Annotated in this window: 15 protein-coding genes; 5 read left to right on the forward strand and 10 right to left on the reverse strand. The window is 69.0% G+C overall.

Going from position 1 to position 20,710, the window contains the following annotated elements:
• The first annotated feature begins 40 nt into the window (after positions 1-40).
• Positions 41-565 (forward strand): GNAT family N-acetyltransferase, encoded by a 525-nt coding sequence (locus OG707_RS09320; RefSeq protein WP_329116339.1) that lies wholly within the window; start codon positions 41-43, stop codon positions 563-565.
• On the opposite strand, the gene OG707_RS09325 is transcribed toward OG707_RS09320, so the two are convergent.
• The 4 genes from OG707_RS09325 to OG707_RS09340 all read right to left on the reverse strand — a co-directional run bounded on the left by OG707_RS09325 (position 523) and on the right by OG707_RS09340 (position 10,296).
• Positions 523-2,157 (reverse strand): fused response regulator/phosphatase, encoded by a 1,635-nt coding sequence (locus tag OG707_RS09325; protein ID WP_329116341.1) that lies wholly within the window; start codon positions 2,155-2,157, stop codon positions 523-525. The genes OG707_RS09320 and OG707_RS09325 overlap by 43 nt on opposite strands.
• Before the next feature lie 76 nt (positions 2,158-2,233).
• Entirely contained in the window at positions 2,234-7,597 is a 5,364-nt protein-coding gene (gene pulA, locus OG707_RS09330; protein WP_329116343.1) for a pullulanase-type alpha-1,6-glucosidase, read from the reverse strand.
• Between the two features lie 23 nt (positions 7,598-7,620).
• Positions 7,621-9,321 (reverse strand): carbohydrate-binding module family 20 domain-containing protein, encoded by a 1,701-nt coding sequence (locus OG707_RS09335; RefSeq protein WP_329116346.1) that lies wholly within the window; start codon positions 9,319-9,321, stop codon positions 7,621-7,623.
• A 264-nt stretch (positions 9,322-9,585) separates the two neighbouring features.
• Entirely contained in the window at positions 9,586-10,296 is a 711-nt protein-coding gene (locus OG707_RS09340) for an alpha/beta hydrolase (protein WP_329116348.1), read from the reverse strand.
• Positions 10,297-10,571: 275 nt separating this feature from the next.
• Between OG707_RS09340 and OG707_RS09345 the strand changes: the two genes are divergently transcribed.
• Positions 10,572-11,705: a DNA gyrase subunit B gene (locus tag OG707_RS09345; RefSeq protein ID WP_329116350.1), complete on the forward strand. Its 1,134-nt coding sequence runs from the start codon at positions 10,572-10,574 to the stop codon at positions 11,703-11,705.
• 13 nt (positions 11,706-11,718) lie between these two features.
• On the opposite strand, the gene OG707_RS09350 is transcribed toward OG707_RS09345, so the two are convergent.
• Complete coding sequence (locus tag OG707_RS09350; protein WP_329116352.1) at positions 11,719-12,732, reverse strand: nucleotidyl transferase AbiEii/AbiGii toxin family protein; 1,014 nt, start codon at positions 12,730-12,732, stop codon at positions 11,719-11,721.
• Positions 12,702-13,349 (reverse strand): hypothetical protein, encoded by a 648-nt coding sequence (locus OG707_RS09355; RefSeq protein WP_329116353.1) that lies wholly within the window; start codon positions 13,347-13,349, stop codon positions 12,702-12,704. Before OG707_RS09355 ends, OG707_RS09350 begins: the two co-directional genes overlap by 31 nt.
• Before the next feature lie 128 nt (positions 13,350-13,477).
• On the opposite strand from OG707_RS09355, the gene OG707_RS09360 reads away from it, so the two are divergent.
• Positions 13,478-14,575 (forward strand): alpha/beta hydrolase family protein, encoded by a 1,098-nt coding sequence (locus tag OG707_RS09360; RefSeq protein ID WP_329116355.1) that lies wholly within the window; start codon positions 13,478-13,480, stop codon positions 14,573-14,575.
• Between the two features lie 22 nt (positions 14,576-14,597).
• Here OG707_RS09360 and OG707_RS09365 read toward each other — a convergent pair whose 3' ends face one another.
• Positions 14,598-15,278, reverse strand: coding sequence for a cytidylate kinase family protein (locus tag OG707_RS09365; RefSeq protein WP_329116358.1), 681 nt, complete (start codon positions 15,276-15,278; stop codon positions 14,598-14,600).
• A 104-nt stretch (positions 15,279-15,382) separates the two neighbouring features.
• Between OG707_RS09365 and OG707_RS09370 the strand changes: the two genes are divergently transcribed.
• Positions 15,383-15,751, forward strand: coding sequence for a hypothetical protein (locus OG707_RS09370; protein WP_329116360.1), 369 nt, complete (start codon positions 15,383-15,385; stop codon positions 15,749-15,751).
• A 268-nt stretch (positions 15,752-16,019) separates the two neighbouring features.
• Positions 16,020-17,261, forward strand: coding sequence for an IS256 family transposase (locus tag OG707_RS09375; protein WP_329116362.1), 1,242 nt, complete (start codon positions 16,020-16,022; stop codon positions 17,259-17,261).
• 1,339 nt (positions 17,262-18,600) lie between these two features.
• Here the strand turns inward: OG707_RS09375 and OG707_RS09380 are convergent.
• From OG707_RS09380 to OG707_RS09390, 3 genes are read right to left on the reverse strand one after another with little or no spacing between them, the layout of a single operon-like run.
• The gene (locus OG707_RS09380; protein ID WP_329116363.1) at positions 18,601-18,993 is read right to left on the reverse strand and encodes a hypothetical protein; all 393 of its coding nucleotides are present in this window, start codon (positions 18,991-18,993) and stop codon (positions 18,601-18,603) included.
• On the reverse strand, positions 18,986-19,831 hold the full coding sequence (locus OG707_RS09385) for a heavy metal-binding domain-containing protein (protein ID WP_329116364.1): 846 nt from the start codon (positions 19,829-19,831) through the stop codon (positions 18,986-18,988). The genes OG707_RS09380 and OG707_RS09385 overlap by 8 nt, the downstream gene beginning before the upstream one ends.
• A gap of 1 nt (position 19,832) precedes the next feature.
• The gene (locus OG707_RS09390; RefSeq protein WP_329116365.1) at positions 19,833-20,693 is read right to left on the reverse strand and encodes a heavy metal-binding domain-containing protein; all 861 of its coding nucleotides are present in this window, start codon (positions 20,691-20,693) and stop codon (positions 19,833-19,835) included.
• Between the last annotated feature and the right edge of the window lie 17 nt (positions 20,694-20,710).

The following is a 20,710-nucleotide window of genomic DNA, read 5'->3' on the forward strand; positions in this document are numbered from 1 at the left end:
GGTGTGCGGATTGTCAGTGGCCAGCTTTACGGTGATCAGCATGAATGCACAACTGACCTTCCGGATGGCGGACGACCGCGCCGACGCCGAGTCGCTCGTGGAGCTGTTCGAGGGGGCCGCCCGCTGGATGCGGGAGAACGGGATCGACCAGTGGAAGTCCGGCGACAAGCCCGTCGACCACTTCCTGCGGAGGATGAAGGAGGGCGAGGTCTGGTTCGCCGAGACCTCGCAGGGGCGCGTCGCGGGCGCGTACGAGCTGTGGTGGGACGACGTGGAGGCGTGGGGCGTCCAGCCCCCCGTCGCCGGATATGTGCACCGGCTGATGGTCGACCGCGGGGCCGGGGCCCCGGGGGCGGGTGCGGCGCTGCTCGCGCACGCCGAGCGGCGGATCGCGGAGTCGGGGCGTCCGCTCGTACGGCTGGACTGTGTGACGTCCAACCCCCGGTTGCGTACGTACTACGAGGGCGCCGGGTACCGGGTCGTCGGGGAGTTCCCCGGCAAGGTCAGGCCGGACGGGCTGGTCTACGGGGTGACTCTGCTGGAGAAGGAGGCGGTGTCGGGCTGACCCACCAGACGCAGGGCCAGCAGGGCCACGTCGTCCTCGCGGTGGCCGAACCGGGCAAGGAGGGTGTCGCAGAGCTGCGCGACACCGGCCGGGGCGGCGGCCGCCGCCGAGCGCAGGTCCTCGATGGACCGGGCGAGGTCCGTGCCGCGCGTCTCGATGAGGCCGTCGGTGACCATGAGCAGCCGGTCGGTGCGGGCGAGTTGGGCGGCGGTGGGCGGCGGGTGCTCCAGGCCCAGGCCGAGCAGCGGGCCCGCGCAGTCGATGAAGTGCGGGGTGCCGTCGTCGGGGACGATCAGGGGCTGGATGTGACCGGCGTTGGCGATCAGCGCGCGGCCCGTGCACGGCTCGATCAGGGCCAGACAGACCGTGGCCGTGGCCTCGGGGTGGTAGAGCTGCAGCATCCGGTCGAGCCGGGTGACGAGGGAGACGGGGTCCTGCTCGTCGGCCGCGTACGCCCGCAGCGCGTGCCGGAGTTCGACCATGACCGTGGCCGCTTCGAGGGAGTGGCCGACGACGTCGCCCACCCCGACGAGGAGCCCGGAGGGCGTGGTGAGCGCCGTGTAGAAGTCGCCGCCGATCTCGGCGTTCCGGGTGGCCGGGACGTAGCGCAACGCCAGCTCGGCGCCGGGGAGTTCGGGGGCCGTCCTGGGCAGGAAGCTGCGCTGGAGCGTGAGCGCGGTGCGGCGCTCCTCCGCATACGTACGCAGGGATTCGGCGGCCAGCGACGTGGCGTGCGCGAGCAGGCCGAGCAGCGACTCGGTGTCGGTGGTCGGGCCCGGGTGGCGGGGCACCGCGAGGCAGACCGGCGGGTGGTCGACGCGGCTGCGGGCGAGGACCAGGTGGGCCGCGCCCGTGCCGTCGGCCGGGAAGTAGCCGACGGGCCAGAGCGGGAAGGGGGCGAGCAGGCGCCGTATGCCCGTGCGCCCTGCCATACCGCGCTGCAGCAGGAGTGCGACCGCGGCCTGTGCGCTCGCGTCGGGAAGGTGGGCGCCGACCGTCGGCGAGCCCACGTGGAGCCTGCCGTCGGCCCCGAAGGCGAACACGACGGCGGGCCCTCCGGTGATCTGTGCCACCGCATCCGCGGCCACGTCCACCAACTCCTGGGCGCTGTGCGCGGAGTGGACCTCCGTCGTGGCAGCGGCGAGCCGGGTGAGCCGGTCCGCCTGGGCGACGGCCGCGACCCGGGACCTGGCGCCGCGCAGGGCCGCCCGGACGACCGCCTGGATCTCCTCGGGTTCGACGGGGACGGTGAAGTACCCCTCGCCACCCGCGTCGAGTCCGCGGCTGCGGTCTCCGGGGGCGACGGCGGCGGCCGAGAAGTGCACCACGGGGATCGAGGAGATCTCCGGGTGCGACTTCATCCGGCGGCACAGCTCGAAGCCGTCCATGTCGGGCAGGCCTACGTCCAGGAGCGCGGCGTCCGGCAGCGCTCCTGCCCGGTACCTGGCATCCAGTTCGATGAGGGCCGCGCCCGCACTGGCCACATGGACGACACCGTGACCGGCGCGGTGCAGTACCGCACCCATGGCCATGCGGTTGGCGTCAATGTCGTCGACGACCAGGACCGTGCTGGCGTCCGTCGTTGCGTTCACGTCCCGAAGCCTCTCGGGTTGGCCGGACAGCTGCCGTGGGGAGCAGGCAGGCCCCCACGGTAGCGTCCGGCCCGCTTCAGCGTCGGGAGAAAACGGCGACGGTCCGCGCAGGAACGGTAAAGCTCCCCGAATTCCTTTCGTACGAAGCCGATTTGACGGTACCGTCCGCGCCCGACGCCTGGACGGGGTGGAGCGCGTACGCCGTCCCGGCCAGTGCGGAGACCTTCTGGGTCTGCGCGGTCGGCGTCGCGTTGAACACGACGACCAGCTCACCGAGGCGCATGGTGATGACGCCCGGCGTCTCGTCCCTGCCCGAGAGCGGGAAGGAGAGGGCGGACTGCACCTGGGCGGTGGTGGAGAGGTCGAACGCCGGGTCGGTGGTGCGGATCTTCAACAGGTCCTGGTAGGCGGCCGTGGTCGAGGTGATGGTGGAACAGTCGGCGGGCTTGATGCCGGTCAACAGGGGCTTGGCGTAAGGCCACTTGGACTCGTTGTCGGCGGCGAGCGGAAGCCCGCGCCCGAAGCCGTTGCCGTCGCGGCAGTCCCAGTGGATGGCGTTGAACCAGTCGCCGCTGTCGAAGGAGTTGCGGTCCAGGGACTTGGAGCGCAGGAGGTCGGTGCCCGCCTGGGAGAGCGAGGGCCCCTGGGAGAGGGCTGCGGTCGCCATGGCGATGACCTGCATACGGGCCCGGTCTGCGGCAGGAGTCGCGGCCGGGAGTTTGTAGGCGAGGGCGTCGTAGAGGGATTCGTTGTCGTGGGCGTCCGCGTAGGAGAGCGCGTCGCCGGGGGCGGCCGCATAACCGGCGGGGGCGCCGTTGTAGTCGACGTCCGAGCCCTTGACGGTGCGGCCCGAGGTGTCGGTGAAGGAGTACCCGGCGAGGTTGCCGGTGAGGCCGACCTTGATCAGGTCCTGGTAGTGCAGGAGGCGGGCCTTCTGCTCGGCGGAAGTGCCGTTGGCGGTCGAGGAGTTGGGGTCGGTGTAGAGCCCGGTGGCGAAGCCCTGGACGCCGGGGTCGGCGTCGAAGGGGCTGCCGCCGCGGATCGCGTCGCGGGCGCGGTCGGAGAAGGTCGCGATGCCGGTGCCGGCCATGTTCTTCTGGGTGGCCTGGACGAAGCGGGCGTCGTCGGCGACCTCGCCGAAGTTCCACCCCTCGCCGTAGAGGATGATCTTCTTCCCGTCCACGCCGTCCTTGGCAAGGGTGAGGGCGTCGAGTGCCTTGCGTACGGCCAGGATGTTGGCCTTGGGCTGGTGGCCCATGAGGTCGAAGCGGAAGCCGTCGACCTTGTACTCGCGCGCCCATGTCACGACCGAGTCGACGACGAGCCGGCCCATCATGGCGTTCTCGGTCGCGGTGTTGGCGCAGCAGGTGGAGGTCGCCACGGAGCCGTCGGCGAGGAGGCGCTGGTAGTAGCCGGGCACGATGCGGTCGAGGACGGACTTGCTGTCCTGGCCAGCGGCGACGGTGTGGTTGTAGACGACGTCCATGACGGTCCGCAGACCGGCGCCGTTGATGCCCTGGACCATCTGCCGGAACTCGACCGTGCGCTTGGTGCCTTCCGGGTCGGAGGCGTAAGAGCCCTCGGGGACGGTGTAGTGCAGCGGGTCGTAGCCCCAGTTGTACGCGTCCTTCGCAGCGGCTGCCGCCACGCACTCCTGCTGCTTGTCGGAGTCGGGTGCGTAGACCTTGAGGTCACAGGTTGGGGTCTGCTGGTCGGACTTCTTCTCGGGGATGGTGCCGATGTCGAAGGCCGGGAGGAGGTGGACGTAGGAGGTGCCGGACCGGGCGAGCTGCTTGAGGTGCTTCATGCCGTCCGACTGGGTGTCGGTGAAGGCCAGATACTCGCCGGGGTGCTGGGAGGTGCTGTCCGCGATGGAGAAGTCGCGGATCTGCAGCTCCTGGATGGCGGCGTCCTTGAGCGGTACGGCGGCGGGCTTCTTCAGGGTCGACCAGCTGGACGGGGCCAGGGACTTGGCGTCCAGGTCCGCGACGACGCTCTGCTTGGAGTCGGTGGTGAGGGCGACGGAGTAGGGGTCCGTGACCTGGTTGGTGACGATCTTCCGGACGGTGGGCGCCCAGACCTTCACCTCGTACAGATACTTCTGGCCGAGCCAGGACTTCTTGCCGGTGACCGACCAGTTGCCGGTCCTGTCGTCGCGCCGCATCGCGACCCGCTGCCCGTCGAGGAGGAGCGAGACGCTCTGCGCGGTGGGGGCCCAGACGCGGAGGGTCGGGGCACCGTGGCGGTCGAAGGTGGCGCCGAGTGCGGAGTCGTTGGCGTACACGTCGTCGAGTACGCCGGCGATCTGCACACCCGTCGCCGCGAGGACGGCGCCGTTGGCGGCGCGCTGCGAGGCGACGAGCTGGCCGCGGAGGGCGGCACGGATGCGGGAGCGGTCGCGTACGTCGACCGAGTAGGCGGTGTACTTGGCGAGGTGCGGGAACTTGGCCTTCTGGGCGTCCGTGAGCGCGGTCTTGTTGAGGCGGAGCCAGTGCTCGTCCTCCGAGGTCAGCGCCCCGTCCTTGACGGCGATCGAGCCGTGCGGGGAGTAGAGGACCTGGGTGGACGCGGCGGCGTCGCTGCCGTTCCAGGCAACGGTGTTGGCGTCGATCCAGACCGCCTTGGAGGTGGTGAGGTCGAGGGCGGCGGCGCCGCCGGCGGGCTGCGGAAGGAGGTATTTCTCCGTGGCGTTCAACAGCCACACCTCGTAGCCGTTGGCCTTGAGGTCGAGGGACTGGTCGGTGGGCAGGTCCTTGGCGTCGCCGTTGTGGATGATGTAACTGAGCGACGTGGCGCCTGCCGCGAGGGGCACCTCATACACGGCACCGTAGGAGTCGATGCGCGTCGGCTCAAGGGGCTTGGACCAGTCGGTCGGCGACGCGGCACCCGTCCAGGTGTGCAGACCCCAGCCGGTGTAGTTGCCGTCGGCGCGGTGGTAGTGGACGACGGCCTTGGTGGTGTCCTGCGCCGGGTAGTCGGGCCTCTCCGTGGTGACAGTGTCCTTGCCCTGCTCCAGCCAGACCTCGCCCGTCTTCGTGACGTCGATGGTGCGGTCCGTGGAGACGTCCTTGTTGCCGTCCTTGTCGATGACGAGGAAGTTGACGGCGGAGGCGCCGGGCTTGAGCTTGACGTACGCGAAGGCGCCGTACGCGTCCCGGCCGGTGAAGGGATGGCTGGCGGGCCAGGTGGTGGACTCGCCGTCGGCGAGGTCGCCCCAGGCGTACAGGCCCCAGTCGGTGTAGTCGGAGTCGGCGCGCTTGTAGTGGACGATCGCGTAGTCGCGCTGGGTGGCGGTCGGGGGCTGGGTGGCGGGGGTCGCTCCGGCGACGGTCTCGGCGGTCGCGGAGGCGGTACGTCCAGCCCGGTCGACGACAACTGCCTTGTAGCGGAGGGCTGTTCCGGCGGAGGTGTCGACGACCTGGGTGACCTTGTACGGGGCGTGGTCGGCGGAGCCGAGGGTCTTCCAGGCGCCGTTGCCGACCTGGGCGGCGAAGACGACGCGGTTGAGCGCGCCGCCACCGGTGACGTCGGCGGAGACCTCGACGGTGCCGGTGGCTCCGGCGGCGGGGGCGGTCAGGGTGAGGGCGGGCTTGGTGGCGCCGGGGGCGGCGACGGGGGTCGCGGCCTTGTAAACGACGGAGGAGAGGGCGGGGACGGTCACGGTGGCGGTGCCGCTCGCGCCGCTGGTCACGTCGGACTTCGTACCGTAGAGGGCGCGGTAGGCGGTGCTTGCCGAGCCGGTAGGAACCTCGACGATCTGGGGCGTGGTGGCGTTGTTGACGGCGACCAGGTAGTCGGCGCCGCTCTTCGCGTCCGTACGGGAGAAGGCGTAGACGGAGTCCTTGGCGTAGCGCTCGGTCTGGACGCCGCCCGTGAGCGCGGGATTGTCCTTGCGCAGCTTGGAGAGAGCGGCGATCTCCTTGTAGAGCACCGCACTTGTGTCGTACGCGTCCGAGGCGGCGGTCCGGTCGGTGCCCAGCTCGTCGTCGTCCAGGTAGTCGGCGGTCTTCGAGGCGAACATCGGCTGGCGGGCGTCCTTGTCGCCGCCCGACCCGGTGAAGCCCTGCTCGTCGCCGTAGTAGACGACGGGGTTGCCGCGGGCGAGGAACATCACCTGGTTCGCGAGCTTGTCGCGCTGGACGAGCTCGGCGTCGCTCGCCTTCGGGTTGTCGGCCTTGAGGAAGTAGCCGATGCGTCCCATGTCGTGGTTGCCGGTGAAGGTGACCTGCTCGTACGCGTTGGCCTTGTCGGTGGTGTACCGGTAGTCCTGCGCGAAGACGTCCGCGAGCTTGGAGGCGGGAGCGCCCTGGGAGGCGTACTGCCGTGCCGCGTCCTGGAAGGGGAAGTCGAGGGTCGCGTCGAGGCGGCCCTGGGTGACGTACGGGGAGGTGATCTTCGGGTCGGCGGAGTAGACCTCACCGAACATGAAGAAGTCGCTGCGGCCGCGCTTGGCGGCGTACGCGTCGAGGGCGGTGGCCCACTGGGTCCAGAAGTCCATGTCGACGTGTTTGACGGTGTCGATGCGGAACCCGTCGATGTCGAAGTCCTTGACCCACTTCTCGTAGATCTTCTCCATGCCCTGCACGACTTCGGGCCGCTCGGTCCAGAGGTCGTCGAGGCCGCCGAAGTCGCCTTGGTCGGCGGACTCTCCGGCGTAGGTCGAATTCCCGCGATTGTGGTACATCGTCGGGTCGTTGAGCCAGGAAGGCACCTTCACGTTCTTCTCGGCGGAGGGGACCGTCGGGGAGTACGGGAAGGAGCCGGTGCCGACGGCCGGGAACTTCTTGGTCCCGTCCGAGTAGTCGGAGTCGTCAAAAGGCACGCCGTCCTTGGTCAGATACGGGAAGGCGCCCTTCGACAGGTAGTCGTAGGACTTCTCCTCGTAGTCGACGACATCAGCGGTGTGGTTGGTGATGACGTCGAAGAAGACCTTCATGCCCTTGTGGTGGGCGACGTCGATCAGCTTCTCCAGGTCGGCGTTGGTCCCGAAGTGCGGGTCGACCTGGGTGAAGTCGGTGATCCAGTAACCGTGGTAGCCGGCGGAGGCGTCGGCCCCCGTCCCCTGCACGGGCTTGTTCTTGAAGATCGGCGCCATCCAGATGGCGGTGGTGCCGAGCCCCTTGATGTAGTCGAGCTTCTGCGTCAGCCCCTTCAGGTCGCCGCCCTGGTAGAACCCCTTGTCGGTCGGGTCGTACCCGGTCTGAAGGCGCGAACCGGTCAGCCCCCCTTGGTCGTTGGAGGAGTCCCCGTTGGCGAACCGGTCCGGCATGACGAAGTAGAACTGCTCCTTCGTCAGATCATTGCGTGCCGGCACGGAGGCGAGCGCAGCGTCCGAAGGCGGTGCGGGCGCCTTCGCGGCGGCGGCGACCGGTATCGCCGGCACGAACGCCGCGCACAGGGCGACGGCGACGGCGACAGCCGTTCTTCGCAGGGATTTCACGGGGACTCCTCGGTGGTGGGATTTCAGCTGCGCCAGGTGTCGCTCAGGGCGACTTTCCCGCTGGCCGGGACAGTGGCGGTGCGATTGGCGCCGCTCTCCCAGGTGACGGCTCCGGCGGAGTTCTTGCGGATGTACTTGTACGAGAAGGACGTGCCGGCGGGCAGCGAGACGTCGAGCTTCCAGACGGGGTAGCTGGAGGGGTCGAGCTTGAGGGCGCTGTCGGTGTTCCAGGAGCCGAGGGCGGACTGATCTCCGGTCACGTAGATGTTCTCGCCGAGGACGGTGGTGGCGTTGACGGCGAAGGAGGCACCGGCGGCAGTGGTGCCCCCACTCGAACTACCGCCGCACGTCCGGGCGTTGACCTGCAACGCGAGCGCGGTATTGGCGGCGAGGGTGGCGGTGAACTGCCCCGCCGAGTTGACGGTCACACCGGTGTTGTTCTGCACGTTGCAGTAGTCACCGGCGGGCAGAGAGGTCTGGAAGGTCCGGGTCAGGGAGCTGGACTCGTGATTGATGGCGACGTAGGCCTTGCTGCCACGCCCGAAGGCGATGGCGTCGCCCCCGTTGTCCCACCAATCAGTGACGGCCTGCCCGCGAGCGGTGTTGCGGAAGCCGACCATGGAGGCGATCTCGGTCCAGGCGTGCTGACACTTCCACCCGTCGCTGTAACAGGCGTTGACGGTCCCGCCGTTGGGCGGCCCGGCGTCCTTGTCGGTCCACTCGTAACCGGAGTTGATGTCGGGCGAGCCGTACGGGTAAGCCAGCATGAAGACGTTGGCCAGCGTGTAGTTGGCGCCGTCCTTGTAGTTGAGGGTGTCGCCGCCGCGCTCGGTGTCGTGGTTGTCGACGAAGACGGCGGAGGTGGCGCTGGGCATGAAGCCCCAGCCCTCGCCGAAGTTCTTCAGGTAAGCCAGATTCTGGTTGTTGAAGACATCCTTCAGACTCCGCCCGTACCGGAACTCCTGCACGTCCCCGGTCCCGGTGTACTCACTGGGCGAGACGGCCTCACCGGCCCCATAGATGGCCTCCTGCTTCCAGTAGACCCCTGAATTGCTCAGCCGCGACTTGATGTTGGCAAGGTCGGCCTCGGGCATGTGCTTGGCGGCATCGATCCGAAACCCGTCGACGCCGAGCGACAGCAGATCATTCAGATACCCGGCGATCTTCGCCCGCACATACTCCTCACCGGTGTCCAGATCGGCGAGCCCGACGAGCTCGCAGTTCTGCACGTTGGCGCGGTCCTGGTAGTTGCTGATCGTCGCGGTGCAGTCGTCCATGTCGGCGGCCGAGTAGACACCGGGGTAGTTGTACTTGCTGTACGAGGACCCCCCGGTCCCAGTCCCGGACCCCGACGTCATGTGATTGATGACGGAGTCGGCAACGACCTTCACGCCCGCCGCATGGCAGGTGCTGACCATGTTGGCGAAGCTCGTACGGTCACCGAGCCGCCCCGCGATCTTGTAGCTGACGGGCTGGTACGAGGTCCACCACTGGCTGCCCTGGATGTGCTCCTGGGGCGGCGAGACCTGAACGAACCCATAACCGGCCGGCCCGAGCTGATCGGTGCACGCCTTCGCAACGGAGTCGAACTTCCACTCAAACAGGACGGCGGTGACGTCCTTGTCGCCGGTGGGGGCGGCGTGAGCGGGGCTGGACGTGGCGACGACGGAGAGCGCGGCGGCGGCCGCGAGGGCCAGCGCGGCGGAGAGGGGTCTGCGTGCCATGGTTCCTCCTGCACATGGGGGGAGGCAGCGATGAATGTTCTTGCTGCAAGACTGCAAGCTCTAGCTGCGCAGCAGACCGTACGAGCCCCTCAAGGCATGGTCAACCCTTTGGACATGACGGGATTACCCAAGCGAAACAAAGAGATCCCCACACCAGAAAGACCTTCCGCAAGAGATTGCAGTGATGTTAGATTCACCGCACGCAGAGAGCCCCGGGGCCACCTCCCCGCCACCGCCCAACCTGGGCAGGCCCCGGGTCTCCCTTCAGTCGTCCGCCCCTGCGGCGAGAGCCACCAACTGGGCCGTACGACGTCCGGCCCGCACGGCGTGCTCGGCCACGGTGGGCCGACAGCGCCCGAGTTCGGGCGCGTACTCGGTCATGACCACACCGGCGTGATCGCTGTCGACCTCTTCCAGCGACACCACGCACCCGCGCTCCACGAGCGCGTCGCGCAGCTCGCGCGACTGCTGGATGTCCACCACGGTGTCGGCGGTGCCATGCACCAGCACGACCGGCGCAGTAGGCACCGCACCACGCAGGTCATCCATGGGTGCGGTACCGGTCGTGGGCGCCGGAGTCCAGCACCCACCGGCGATGCCCACCACAGCGCGCGGCGCCCACCCGTCGAGCACAGAGGGATTCAGGGCGGCACTCACCGCAGACTTGCCGCCCAGCGACCACCCCGCGAGCGCGATCCGCGCAGGATCCCCACCGAGGTCCACAACATTCCGCCGCACGAACGCGGCCGACTCCCGCAAGTGAGTACGCCCTCCATCGCGGGCATCGGAGCACCAGTCCGGAACGAACACCACGACGCCGAACTCAGCCACAGCCCGGGCAAGCGGTGCGAGAACGTCCCGCTCGTCGGGCCCTCTGCCGTGCCACAACAGCACCGCAGGCAACGGCTCCGAGACGAGGGCAGGCCGATAGACATCCAGGAGCTTGCCGCTGCCCCCGTAAACGAGCCCACCCATCTCAGCACGTTCCACGGTCACCCAACTCACCCCGCCCACAGACCAGTTGAGGCGCTTTCTGAATTGGCAACCTCAGGGCCACCGGGAATGGCACCACCAGCGGCTTCGACGGACCGTACCAGCGACGCATCGGCAGTTTGCGACCCAGGGGGTCAACGACCTCCGACCCGGCGCGTACGCACCCGCACACAGGTTGGCCACACATGCTCTGACCTGGTGTTTTCCACACTGTCGCCTAGGCTCAGGGCATCGCTGGACACCTTCGGAGGGGCATCATGAGTGAAGGCACCAACGCGTACGACGCCAGCCAGATCGAGGTCCTGGAGGGCGCGGAAGCCATCCGTAAGCGGCCCGGAATGTACATCGGCTCGACCAGTGAACGCGGCCTGTGTCAGCTCGTGTTCGAGGCCGCCGACCGCGCCGTCAACGAGGTCCTGGCCGGCCGGGCGAGCCTCGTGGACATCACGCTCCTACCCGGCCTTGGCGTGAAAGTCGCCGACGACGGGCCAGGAGTATCCGACCTGGAAGCCCTGCTGACCCAGATACAGGACTGGACACGGGCCCTCGGCCGCCACGACGTGACAATCGGCTTCGTCGGCGTGGGCCCCTTCGTCGTCAATGCCCTGTCGAGCCGGCTGACGGCCGAAGTACGACGCGAGGGAACCCGCTGGACCCAGGAGTATGCGCGGGGCAAGGCAGTCACCCCACTGATCAACACAGGCGCCTCGCCCGGCCACGGGACCACTCTCACCTTCTGGGCCGATGCGGAAATCTTCGAATCGGTGGACTACCCGTTCGACAAGCTGGCCGATCGCTTCAGGGAACTGGCCCTGCTGAACCGGGACTTGGAGATCCACCTGACCGACCGACGTGTGCCGGACGCGCCTCGCTCGGCTCAGTTCCGGTACTCGGCGGGGGCCCGGGACTTCGTCGCCTTCCTCGACGAGCAGGACGAGGACCTCGTTGATGCACAGATCACCGGCTTCGAGCGCGAGGAACCGCTCATGGCCGGGACGGTGCAAGTGGCCCTGCGCTGGCGCGCCTCCGGAGAGGAGCGGATCCGGAGCTTCGCCAACAGCCGTCCCACCCTCTGCGGCACGCACGAACGCGGCTTCCGCGACGGGCTGGCGGCTGCGGTCACCACGTACGCACGGGAGCACCAACTGTTGCTCTCCACAGACCCCGACATCGATCCCGACCACATCGGCGAAGGCCTGACAGCAGTCGTTTCGGTCAAGCTGGACGCCCCCGAGTTCGAGGGGGCAACGCGTGGCGTACTGGGCAATGCCGCAGCACACACCTGCGTCGAGCAGGCCGTCCGGGAGCACGTCAACCGATGGCTGGACGACCATCCGGAGGCAGCGGCAACCGTCGTCGACCGGATCCTCCGGAGCACCCGCCGAACCTGACCACGTGAGGGAACTACCGCTCCAGCACTGGGCCCAGCGCCCGGCCCAGGCGTCCCAGCCACTCCTCCGCCGTACCCCGGACTTGTGGGTGGCTCACGCGGAACGCCTCCCAGTCCACGGACCACAGGGCCATCGCATCCAGGTGAAGGGCGTCTGCCGCAGTGGCGTTGCCCGGCTCGCGGCGGAAGACCGTGCGCAGCAGCCGTGGGGACAGCTTCGTACCCTCCGCCTCCGCGAGCAGTACGGCGTCGTAGAGGTCCTTGGCCTGCGCCCGGCCCTCCGTCGCGCAATCGGCGTGCAGCCACAACAGCTTCCAGGCCAGCGACAGTTCACGGCTCGCGGTGTGCACGACGTTCGGCCCGGTCCCGTCACCACGGGGTATCGCGGTCAGAACTGGGGGCTCCGGGAGCCACTCGTCGCGGGCGAAGTCCAGCCGCACCTCGCCCGGCAAAATGCCTTCCGCCTCCCAGGGGACGACGAGGCGTATGCCCGGGGTGTCGTACTCCGAGTAGGTCCACGTCCCGTCGCTCCGGGCGGCGTCCGCATTGAGCACCACACCCGGCGCGGCAACCGGCCGTTCACGCACCAGGTCGAGCAGCAACTCCGGTGCCTGGCGGGCCTCCGGCTCCGCCTCGATGAGCCAGTTCAGCCCTTCGGGCGGGACCATCGGCCGTTGGCCCCCGGTGCCGAAATCCTCGAACTTCCAGATGTCGTACCGGCCTGCGCCGTCGGCCGCCTCCGGCCACTGCTGTACGACCTCCAAGTCCTCCACGTACGGATACGGGGACCCAGGATCGACCGGAACCACCAGCGGCGGAGAGACGATCCAGTCGAGGTCGGCCGGCTCCCGCGCGTCCACCCCCACCCACGCGGGCATCACCATGCTCCCCCGCAACACCAGGGAGTCACCCAACGGGGACCTGGCGACGAGGTGCACCAGATGATCGAGCACAGCCCGATGCACACTGCGCCGTCGTTCGCCGTCCGCGGGCCGGGTCACCGGACATCCGCCTTCTCCTCGATCCACCCGCTGTCCAGGGCGGGTCGGTCGTCGTGCACGACGAACTCCTCCTCCACCTCGACGGCCTTGAATCCCACCGCCGCCAGGGCGTCGAGCAGCGCGTCGAGTCGGCGGCGGGCCTCGGCGCGGCCGACGTCGCGGCAGCGCTGTGTGATGAAGCGTTCATGCCCGCTCGCACCCAGTTCACGGCGGGCGTTGCGCGACACATGGGCGGTGTGCCGTTCGGCGAGTTCGCGTACCGCCGCCACCTCGGACTCATCGGCCAGAGCGACCTTGACGTGGTGCTCGAAGTAGCAGCCGGGAGGGAGCTCCTGGGCTTCGGCGGCCGTCCGCGGCACGTCCTCGTTCCACGGTGCTGCCTCGATCTTCACGCGCGCGACGCCGAACCCCTCGGCCTCCAGCCGCTCGACCCAGGTCAGCGCGGCCTCCCGTTGCGCCGGCAGGCCACCGTGGCCGCGCACGGTCAGCATCGGCTGTTCAGGGGTCGCGCCCCGGTCGAGCACGATCCGCGTGTACTTCACACGGTGGTGCGCCGCCCACCGACGTATGCGGCCCTCGTCACCGGCCATGGCGCCAGGCACCACGGTGAGGTGTGTCTCGAACTCCCCCGCAAAACCCTTCATTCCCACCCCGCACACGCCCGTCCGTTCACCAGCGGCCAACGATACGGACAGCCAGCCCCACCCTCGACCCCGCCGGCAAGGGCCGCATACGGTGGGCGCGCCGAGACCCCCGGAATGACCGAGGCCCCATGAAGCACACGCGATTCGAGCCGGGCAGCACTCCGCACCTGCCCCTACCGACCGGACCCCATGCGGTCGGCGCCACGTCGCTGCACCTCACGGACGGTTCCCGCCCCGATCCCTGGGCGCCCGAGGCGGGTGCGCGCGAACTCATGGTCTCCCTGTGGAGCCCGACGGCCTCGCCGAGCGGGCGGCGCGCCCCGTACATGACGCCGACGGAATCGGAGCTGTTCCTCAAAGAGGCGGGCATCCCCGGACCATCGGACGTGTTGAGTACGACACGGACCAACGCCTCCGCCGACGCGCAACCGGCAGGGCCCGAGCGCGGTCTGCCGCTGGTCGTGCTCTCCCCCGGCTTCACCAAGCCCCGCGCGACGCTGACCACCCTCGCCGAGGACCTGGCCAGCCACGGCTACATGGTGGCCGCGATCGACCACACCTACGAAAGCGTCGCCACTGCCTTCCCGGACGGGCGGGTCACCACCTGCACGGCCGGCGAGGTCACGCATGACGAAGCGTTCTGGCAGCGGCTGGTCAAGGGCAGGGCCGCCGACGTCTCCTTCGTACTGGACGAACTGACCGGGCCACACGCGAAATGGGACGCTGCCCGACTCATCGACCCATCCAGGATCGCCATGGTGGGCCACTCCGTCGGCGGTGCGAGCGCCATCACGTCCATGCTGGCCGACGCCCGTGTGTGCGCGGGTATCAACATCGACGGCACGACCCACTTCCCGATCCCGAACAGCGGCCTGACCCGACCGTTCCTGTTCCTCGGTAGGCAGTCCCAGTACAGCCCCGGCAGCGGCGGCGCGGCCGCCACCTGGGAACGCGACTGGCACCACCTGCTCGGGTGGAAGCGATGGCTCGTAGTGGCCGGAGCCGAACACGCCTCCTTCACCGATGTCGGGCTGCTGGCCGAGCAGTTCGAGATCGAGATGGGCGCCGACCTGCCCGCGGTGCGTGCCTCGGAGATCGTCCGCAGGTACACCCGAGCGTTCCTGGATCTGCACCTGCGCGACCGGCCTCAGCCCCTCCTGGAGGGACCTTCCCAGCACTATCCGAAGATCGAGTTCTGCACCCCGAAAACAGGCACCTCCATCTGACCCGACGCCGCTTCCGAGTGCATCAGCGCTCCCCGCGGAATTCCCAGGTCGGCCGATGGAGCTGATCGTTGTGCACGACGATGTCGGCGTGGTCGGTGGGGACGGCGGTCGCGAAGTAGAGCTGCTGGGCGGGGATATAGCGGTGGCGCCAGGACCGTTCGATATCGGCTGCGGACTCTGCCAGGGCTGCCCCTCGATCCCGGGCGCGCTCCACCGTCTGCTCGAAGGGGACGGACACGAAGATGCTCAGGTCCCACCGGTCGATGAGTTCCGGGCGCAGGAGAAAGACACCGTCGAAGAACAGCACGGCGTCTGCGGGGGCGGTCGTGGCCGGCGGGGACGACGGGGTGTCGGTGTCTCTGTCGTAGACCATGTGCTGGAACTTACGGTCTCCGCCCGGGCCCAGCGGATCGAGCAGGACCCGGCACACCGCGCCGTGGTCGTGGGCGTCGAAGTAGCAGCCTTCGGCCGAGTACTGGCCGCGTCGGTAGCGCTGTGCACGGGGGAAGAGGAAGTCGTCGACGGTCGCGCGGATGACCGCGCGGTCCTGCGCGCGCAGTACGACGGCGAGTTCCTTGGCCAGCGTGGTCTTGCCGGAGGCGGGCGGCCCGTCGATGGCGACCCGCAGCGGGTGCGCGGTCGTGACGGACCTGATCGCCTCGGCCAACCGGCTGATGAGCTCGCCGCGGGTGCCTTGGTCCATTGCTGCCTCTCTCGCGGTGTCTCTGCTGAGCACGGCACATCGGGCTGCGGTCACCGGCTCGCATTCGACGCCTCGATGGTAATTTCCCGGAGGTGGTGGGAGGGGTGAGCAGGCCGGTGGACAGGCAGTTGCGGCATGCCGCTGTTGTGGCGCTCGGCGAACTCGGGCGAAGCCACGACTACCGCGACCGCGCGGATGCCGGTCATGGCCTGGCAGGGTTCGCCGAGATGCAGGAGGCACTGGGGCCATTGCAGGAGCTCGTGCTCGACCCTGGCGACACCTACGTCACCAGGGTGACCACTGAAGCCCTGCTCCGACGAAAGGACAGGGCCGGGCTGACGGCGGTCGCGTCCGCGCTGGCAGTTGCCGGCCCGAATCACGGGGATTGGATCCACACCGCAGTCGTCGACGTATTCAGCGACACCGCCCGCCCGGCCCCCGCAAGCGCCGCACGCAGCTCACGCGACTGCTGAATGCCCACCACAGAGCAGCGAGTACGCCCACCGTCGCAGGCACGGGCGGGCTTCGTCGCTTACGCGGCGGCGACCTGAGGCCTCTCCTACCTGGTTCCCCTGGTCGGGGGGATGGCGTCCCGCTGAGTGGTGTAGCCGATCCGGGTCTTGGAATGCGCGGGTGTCTGCCCGGGGCGTGCGCCCGCTGGTGGTGACTGCTCCCTGACCAAGGGGCAGGCCATCGCGTAAGTCTCCCTGGTGAACGGCCAGTTCAACCGAGGAGGACGCGATGGCCTTGTCCCAGTCTGACCTGATGCGGCTGCTGGAGTCACTACGTACGGCCGATGGAATCGAGTCGATCAGGGTGTTGTGCGAGCGGATCCTGCAAGAACTCATCGAAGCCGAAGCGACCGAGGCCATCGGTGCTGCCCCCGGTGAGCACTCGAGCGACCGTGTGGCCTGGCGCAATGGCCATCGTGACCGGCTGCTGACCTCGCAGGCCGGCGACTTGGACCTGAAGATTCCCAAGGTGCGGAGCGGGTCGTTCTTCCCCTCGTTGCTGGAACGCCGACGGCGTATCGACAGGGCTCTGTTCGCCGTGGTGATGGAGGCATACGTGCACGGTGTGTCCACCCGGTCGGTCGATGACCTGGTCAAAGCACTCGGTGCGGACAGCGGGATCTCGAAGTCCGAGGTGTCGCGGATCTGCGGCGAACTCGACGCGGAACTCACCGCGTTCAAGGAACGGCCTCTGGACCACACGGTCTTCCCCTACGTCTTCCTGGACGCGACGTACTGCAAGGCGCGGGTGAACCACCGGATCGTCTCGCAGGCGGTGGTCATCGCGACCGGGATCTCGGCGAGCGGGCACCGCGAGGTCCTTGGACTGATGGTCGGCGACAGCGAGTCAAAGCCGTTCTGGACCACGTTCCTTCGCAGCCTGCGCTCCCGCGGCCTGGACAACGTCCAGCTGGTGATTTCCGATTCGCACAGCGGTCTGGTGGCCGCGATCCGCACCGTGTTCCTCGGATCGGCCTGGCAAAGGTGCCGCGTCCACTTCGTGCGCGACGTCTTCTCGGTGATCGAGAAGGGCTCCGGGGAGATGGTCGCGGCAACGATCCGTACCATCTTCGCGCAGACGACCGCCGAGACCGTCCGCGCCCAGCTCAACGTGGTGGCCGACATGCTCGGACGCCAGTTTCCCAAGGTCAAGGCCATGTTGCTGGAAGCCGCACCGGACATCACCGCGTTCGCGGACTTCCCGCCCGCGCACTGGAAGAAGATCTGGTCCACGAACCCGCTGGAGCGGCTGAACCGAGAGATCAAACGCAGGACCGATGTCGTCCAAGTCTTCCCCAACCCCGCCGCCCTCGACCGCCTCGCCGCCGCGGTCCTGGCCGAACTCCACGACGAGTGGCAGGTCTTCGACCGCCGCTACCTCTCCGAAGGCTCCATGGCCGAACTCTTCACCGACAAGCCCACACCGCAACGAAAGATCCCCACACAACCGGAACCCAACAAGCTCGACTGACTACACCACTCGGCGGGACATGACCGTCGGGGGCTTCGTTGGGTGGGTCTCCCTGTCAACCGACGCCGGGAGTGTGCGCGCCTCCAGGGCCAGCGTCAATGGCGCTCCCTGCGGTCGCGTCGGCTGCGCCGATTCCGCTGCGCTCCACCCTTGACCCCGTCCCTTCCGGCGCTGGGGTTGGCGGCTATCGGTCGGCAGGGAGGCCTGGCCACAGTGGGGAGGGGACCTGGGGTGTGGGTGGCCCGGACCGGAAGGGCCGGGGCCGGGGTGGGCCCGGGGCTGCGGGCGGCGGACCGGCGCCCGGGTGCGGCTGCGCCCGCAACAGCGGCCCGGCCCTGGTGGCCCGTGGCGCGATGGGTGCGCGGTGGCCGGTTCGCGCACCACTTGAATGGGGCAGTTGCTCGCGGCTCGGCGTCAACCACCTGCCCGTTGGCTCGACTTCATGCCCCGCTGGTCACCGCCCGGTGGGGGACGAGGCGGTGCGCGAGGGGCTCGGCGGGTGTGCGGGGTGTGCCCCGGGTGGTGCGGCGCGGATGTTCGGTCTCGCCGAACCTCCGCGCCACAGAACCCCCTAGCGCGCCCCCGTTCGCCCCGCTTGGATGGCGCGGCCGTCACTGCGAGATGCGGAGGTCCGGCCCCACCGGACCTCCGCATCTCGCAGCGGCCCAAGCCGCCACCCGCCACCCCTCGCACACCCCATTTGCCCCACTCTGCGCTACCTGGCCTCCACCCCGGGGAGCCAATCCTCACCCCCAGCGCACATTCACTCCCCACACCCTCCCGCCGGGTGCCCGATCCCCCGTTACGGCCGGAAACGGACACCAGGCGCACTCATATGTCTGCTATGCCTGTCCGTTTCCGGCAGTAACCCGGGGTAACACCCCACTCGACCACCGGACAGCGACCAGCGGGGCATGAACACCCGCCCCACGACCACCCGTTGACGCCAAGCCGAGACCGGCAGCCCCATGCAAGTGGTGCGACATCGACCCCCACCCCGGGGAGCGGAGCTCCACCCCGGACGCTCTCACCCCAACCACCCCGCCGAAGTGCCCCGCAGTCGAACCGATCAGCCCCACCGGTCCGCACGAGCATCGCGGTCCACACGAAACCCCAGCCACCACGCGGCAGCAACCAGACGGACTCGCCCCCAGGGCGAGGCCAACGACGCGCAGCGTCGTTGATCCCTGACACCAACAACCCGCCGAGCCGCGCGACCGGCAACCCGCCCGCGCCCCCCACCTGTTCGCTGTAGCCAGCCTCTTTGCGCCGAAGGCGCGAAACGAGCCCGCCACACAACCACCCACCCGAAGCCCACCACCGGACCCCACAGCAACATTCAGGACAGGAAGCGTTCAACCGCCTCGCGCGCGCGGGCATTTGACGTTGCCGCCTCCGTCAGTGCCTGGGCCAAGGAGTCGATCCATTCGTCCAGGCCCACCTCGCGGCGCGACAGCACCACACCCCGCACCTCGTGGCGGATCTCCCCCGTCATCCGGCCCCGGTCCATCCGCAGCGCAAGCCTCTGCTCCCCCAGCGACACGTCCAGTTCGGCCACCGAGCCCTCGCGGCCCGCCACCCGTTCCGCTACGGATCGTTTGCGCTTGATCCGTACGGATCCCTGCGGCAGCGAGTCCGCCAGGTTCGTCGACAGGACGTTCGCGTAGAGGTTCAGGTCCGCGCTGTCCTGGCGCAGTGCCGCCGCCAGCATCGCCACGTCTCGCTCAGGCATCGAGGCTCAGCACCATCGTCGGGCGTTCGATCACGTGGTCGTCGCGCAGCGGGCGCACCGCCGTCCCGATCGCGAAGAACTCCGTCGTGTGCGATCCCCACGTGTGCGAGTGCTGGCGCAACTGCACCGCCACGATGCCCTCCGCCCCCAGCGCCTGGCCCTCCGACTGCATCCGGCCCATCGCCAACTCCCGCGCGTCGTACAGCGCTTGCGTGAACTGTTCGATCTCCACGTTGCGGCCCGTGTTCCCCAGCGCCTGCGTGAAGCGCTGGTGGGCCACGTGGTAGACGCACGATCCCATCACCAGGTCCAGCGGCGCGTACCCGGCCCTGATCAGCGTCCAGAACTCCTGGCCGGAGAGGTCCGAAGTGAACGGCTTGCCCTTTACGTTGAGCCACGTTCCGCCCGGGCCCGGGTCCGCCTCGTCCGCCTTCACCGCCGTACCTACCGCAATGAACTCCGCGATGTCCGAGCCGAATTCCTTGAACTCGATGTCCAGGCGCACCCCGACGATCCCGTCCGCACCCAGCGCGCTCGCCTCCGCTTCCATGCGGCTCATCGCCAACTCGCGGGCGTGATACATCGCTTGGGAGAGCTTCGTCAGCTCCTGGTTCTTCGTCCACCGGCCCAGCTGGATGCCCACGTGGTACACCGACGAGCCCAGCACCAGACCCAGCGGGCGGAAACCGGCCTCCCTCACCAGCAGGAACTCGTTCACCGTCAGGTCCGAGGTGAAGAGCGAGCCCTTCTGCCCCGGCTTCAGCTGCGCGAGCCGACGCATCGCGTCCTCGGGCACGCCCTCCGCCGCCAGTCGTTCCTGCCCAGTTCGCTCGCTCATGTCAGTGCTCGCGCTCCAGTCTCATGATCGTCAGTGGTGTACGCACAGCGGGCCGCGCCGAGCTGCGGAAACGGGCGACCGACGTGCCCACGAAGACCGCCTCCGCGCCGACGTCGCGCGAAGACCCCATCCCGGGGCACTCGCTCTCCCACACCCTCAGCTCCACGTCGTCCACCACCACCCCGTCGCCGCCGTGCTTCGACGCATCGAGGGCCAGTTGTGTACGGGCGTCGTGGCGGGCGTAGTTGATCAGTTGGGTGTAGCCGTCGACTTCCTGGTTTCCTGCCGCCCAGGTGAACCGGCCCGCACCGCGCCAGTCGTCGTGCCGGGCCGCGAGCGCGATGCCGAAGGCGAGTCCGGTCGGGACCCAGCCCGCGTGGATCAGCTTGGCGAAGTCCTGGCCGGTCAGGTGCGACGTGAAAGGTGTACGCGGCCGGATGCGCGACCGCGCCCGGACCGCCGTGCCCAGCGCGGTGAACTCAAGGCCGCCCGCCGGGAACGCGCCGATCCGCAGCTTCACCCCGACGATCCCGTCGCCGCCGAGCGCCGTGCACTCGGCGACCGCGCGCGAGAGGGCCAGCCTGCGGGCCGCGTACATCGTCCGTACGAGCGGGGCGTACGACGAACTCCACGCCGAGGTCGGTGGCCTGAGGTCCCACGGGCCCGGGCAGCCCCAGACCCCGCTGTACCCGAGGTGGAAGACAGCAGTGCCGAGCACCTGCCCGACCGGGTCGAAGCCGGCGCCCTTGATCGCCATGAACTCCTGCGCCGAAAGCGCCGAGTCCCAGGTGCGTCCGGCCGGGGGCTCCGCCGCCCCGCCGGCAGCGGCCCCAGGCTGACCTGCGCCCCCTGAGTACGTCATCGCTCGGCAGCGTATGT

Source organism: Streptomyces sp. NBC_01465, assembly GCF_036227325.1.
Classification (GTDB): Bacteria; Actinomycetota; Actinomycetes; order Streptomycetales; family Streptomycetaceae; genus Streptomyces.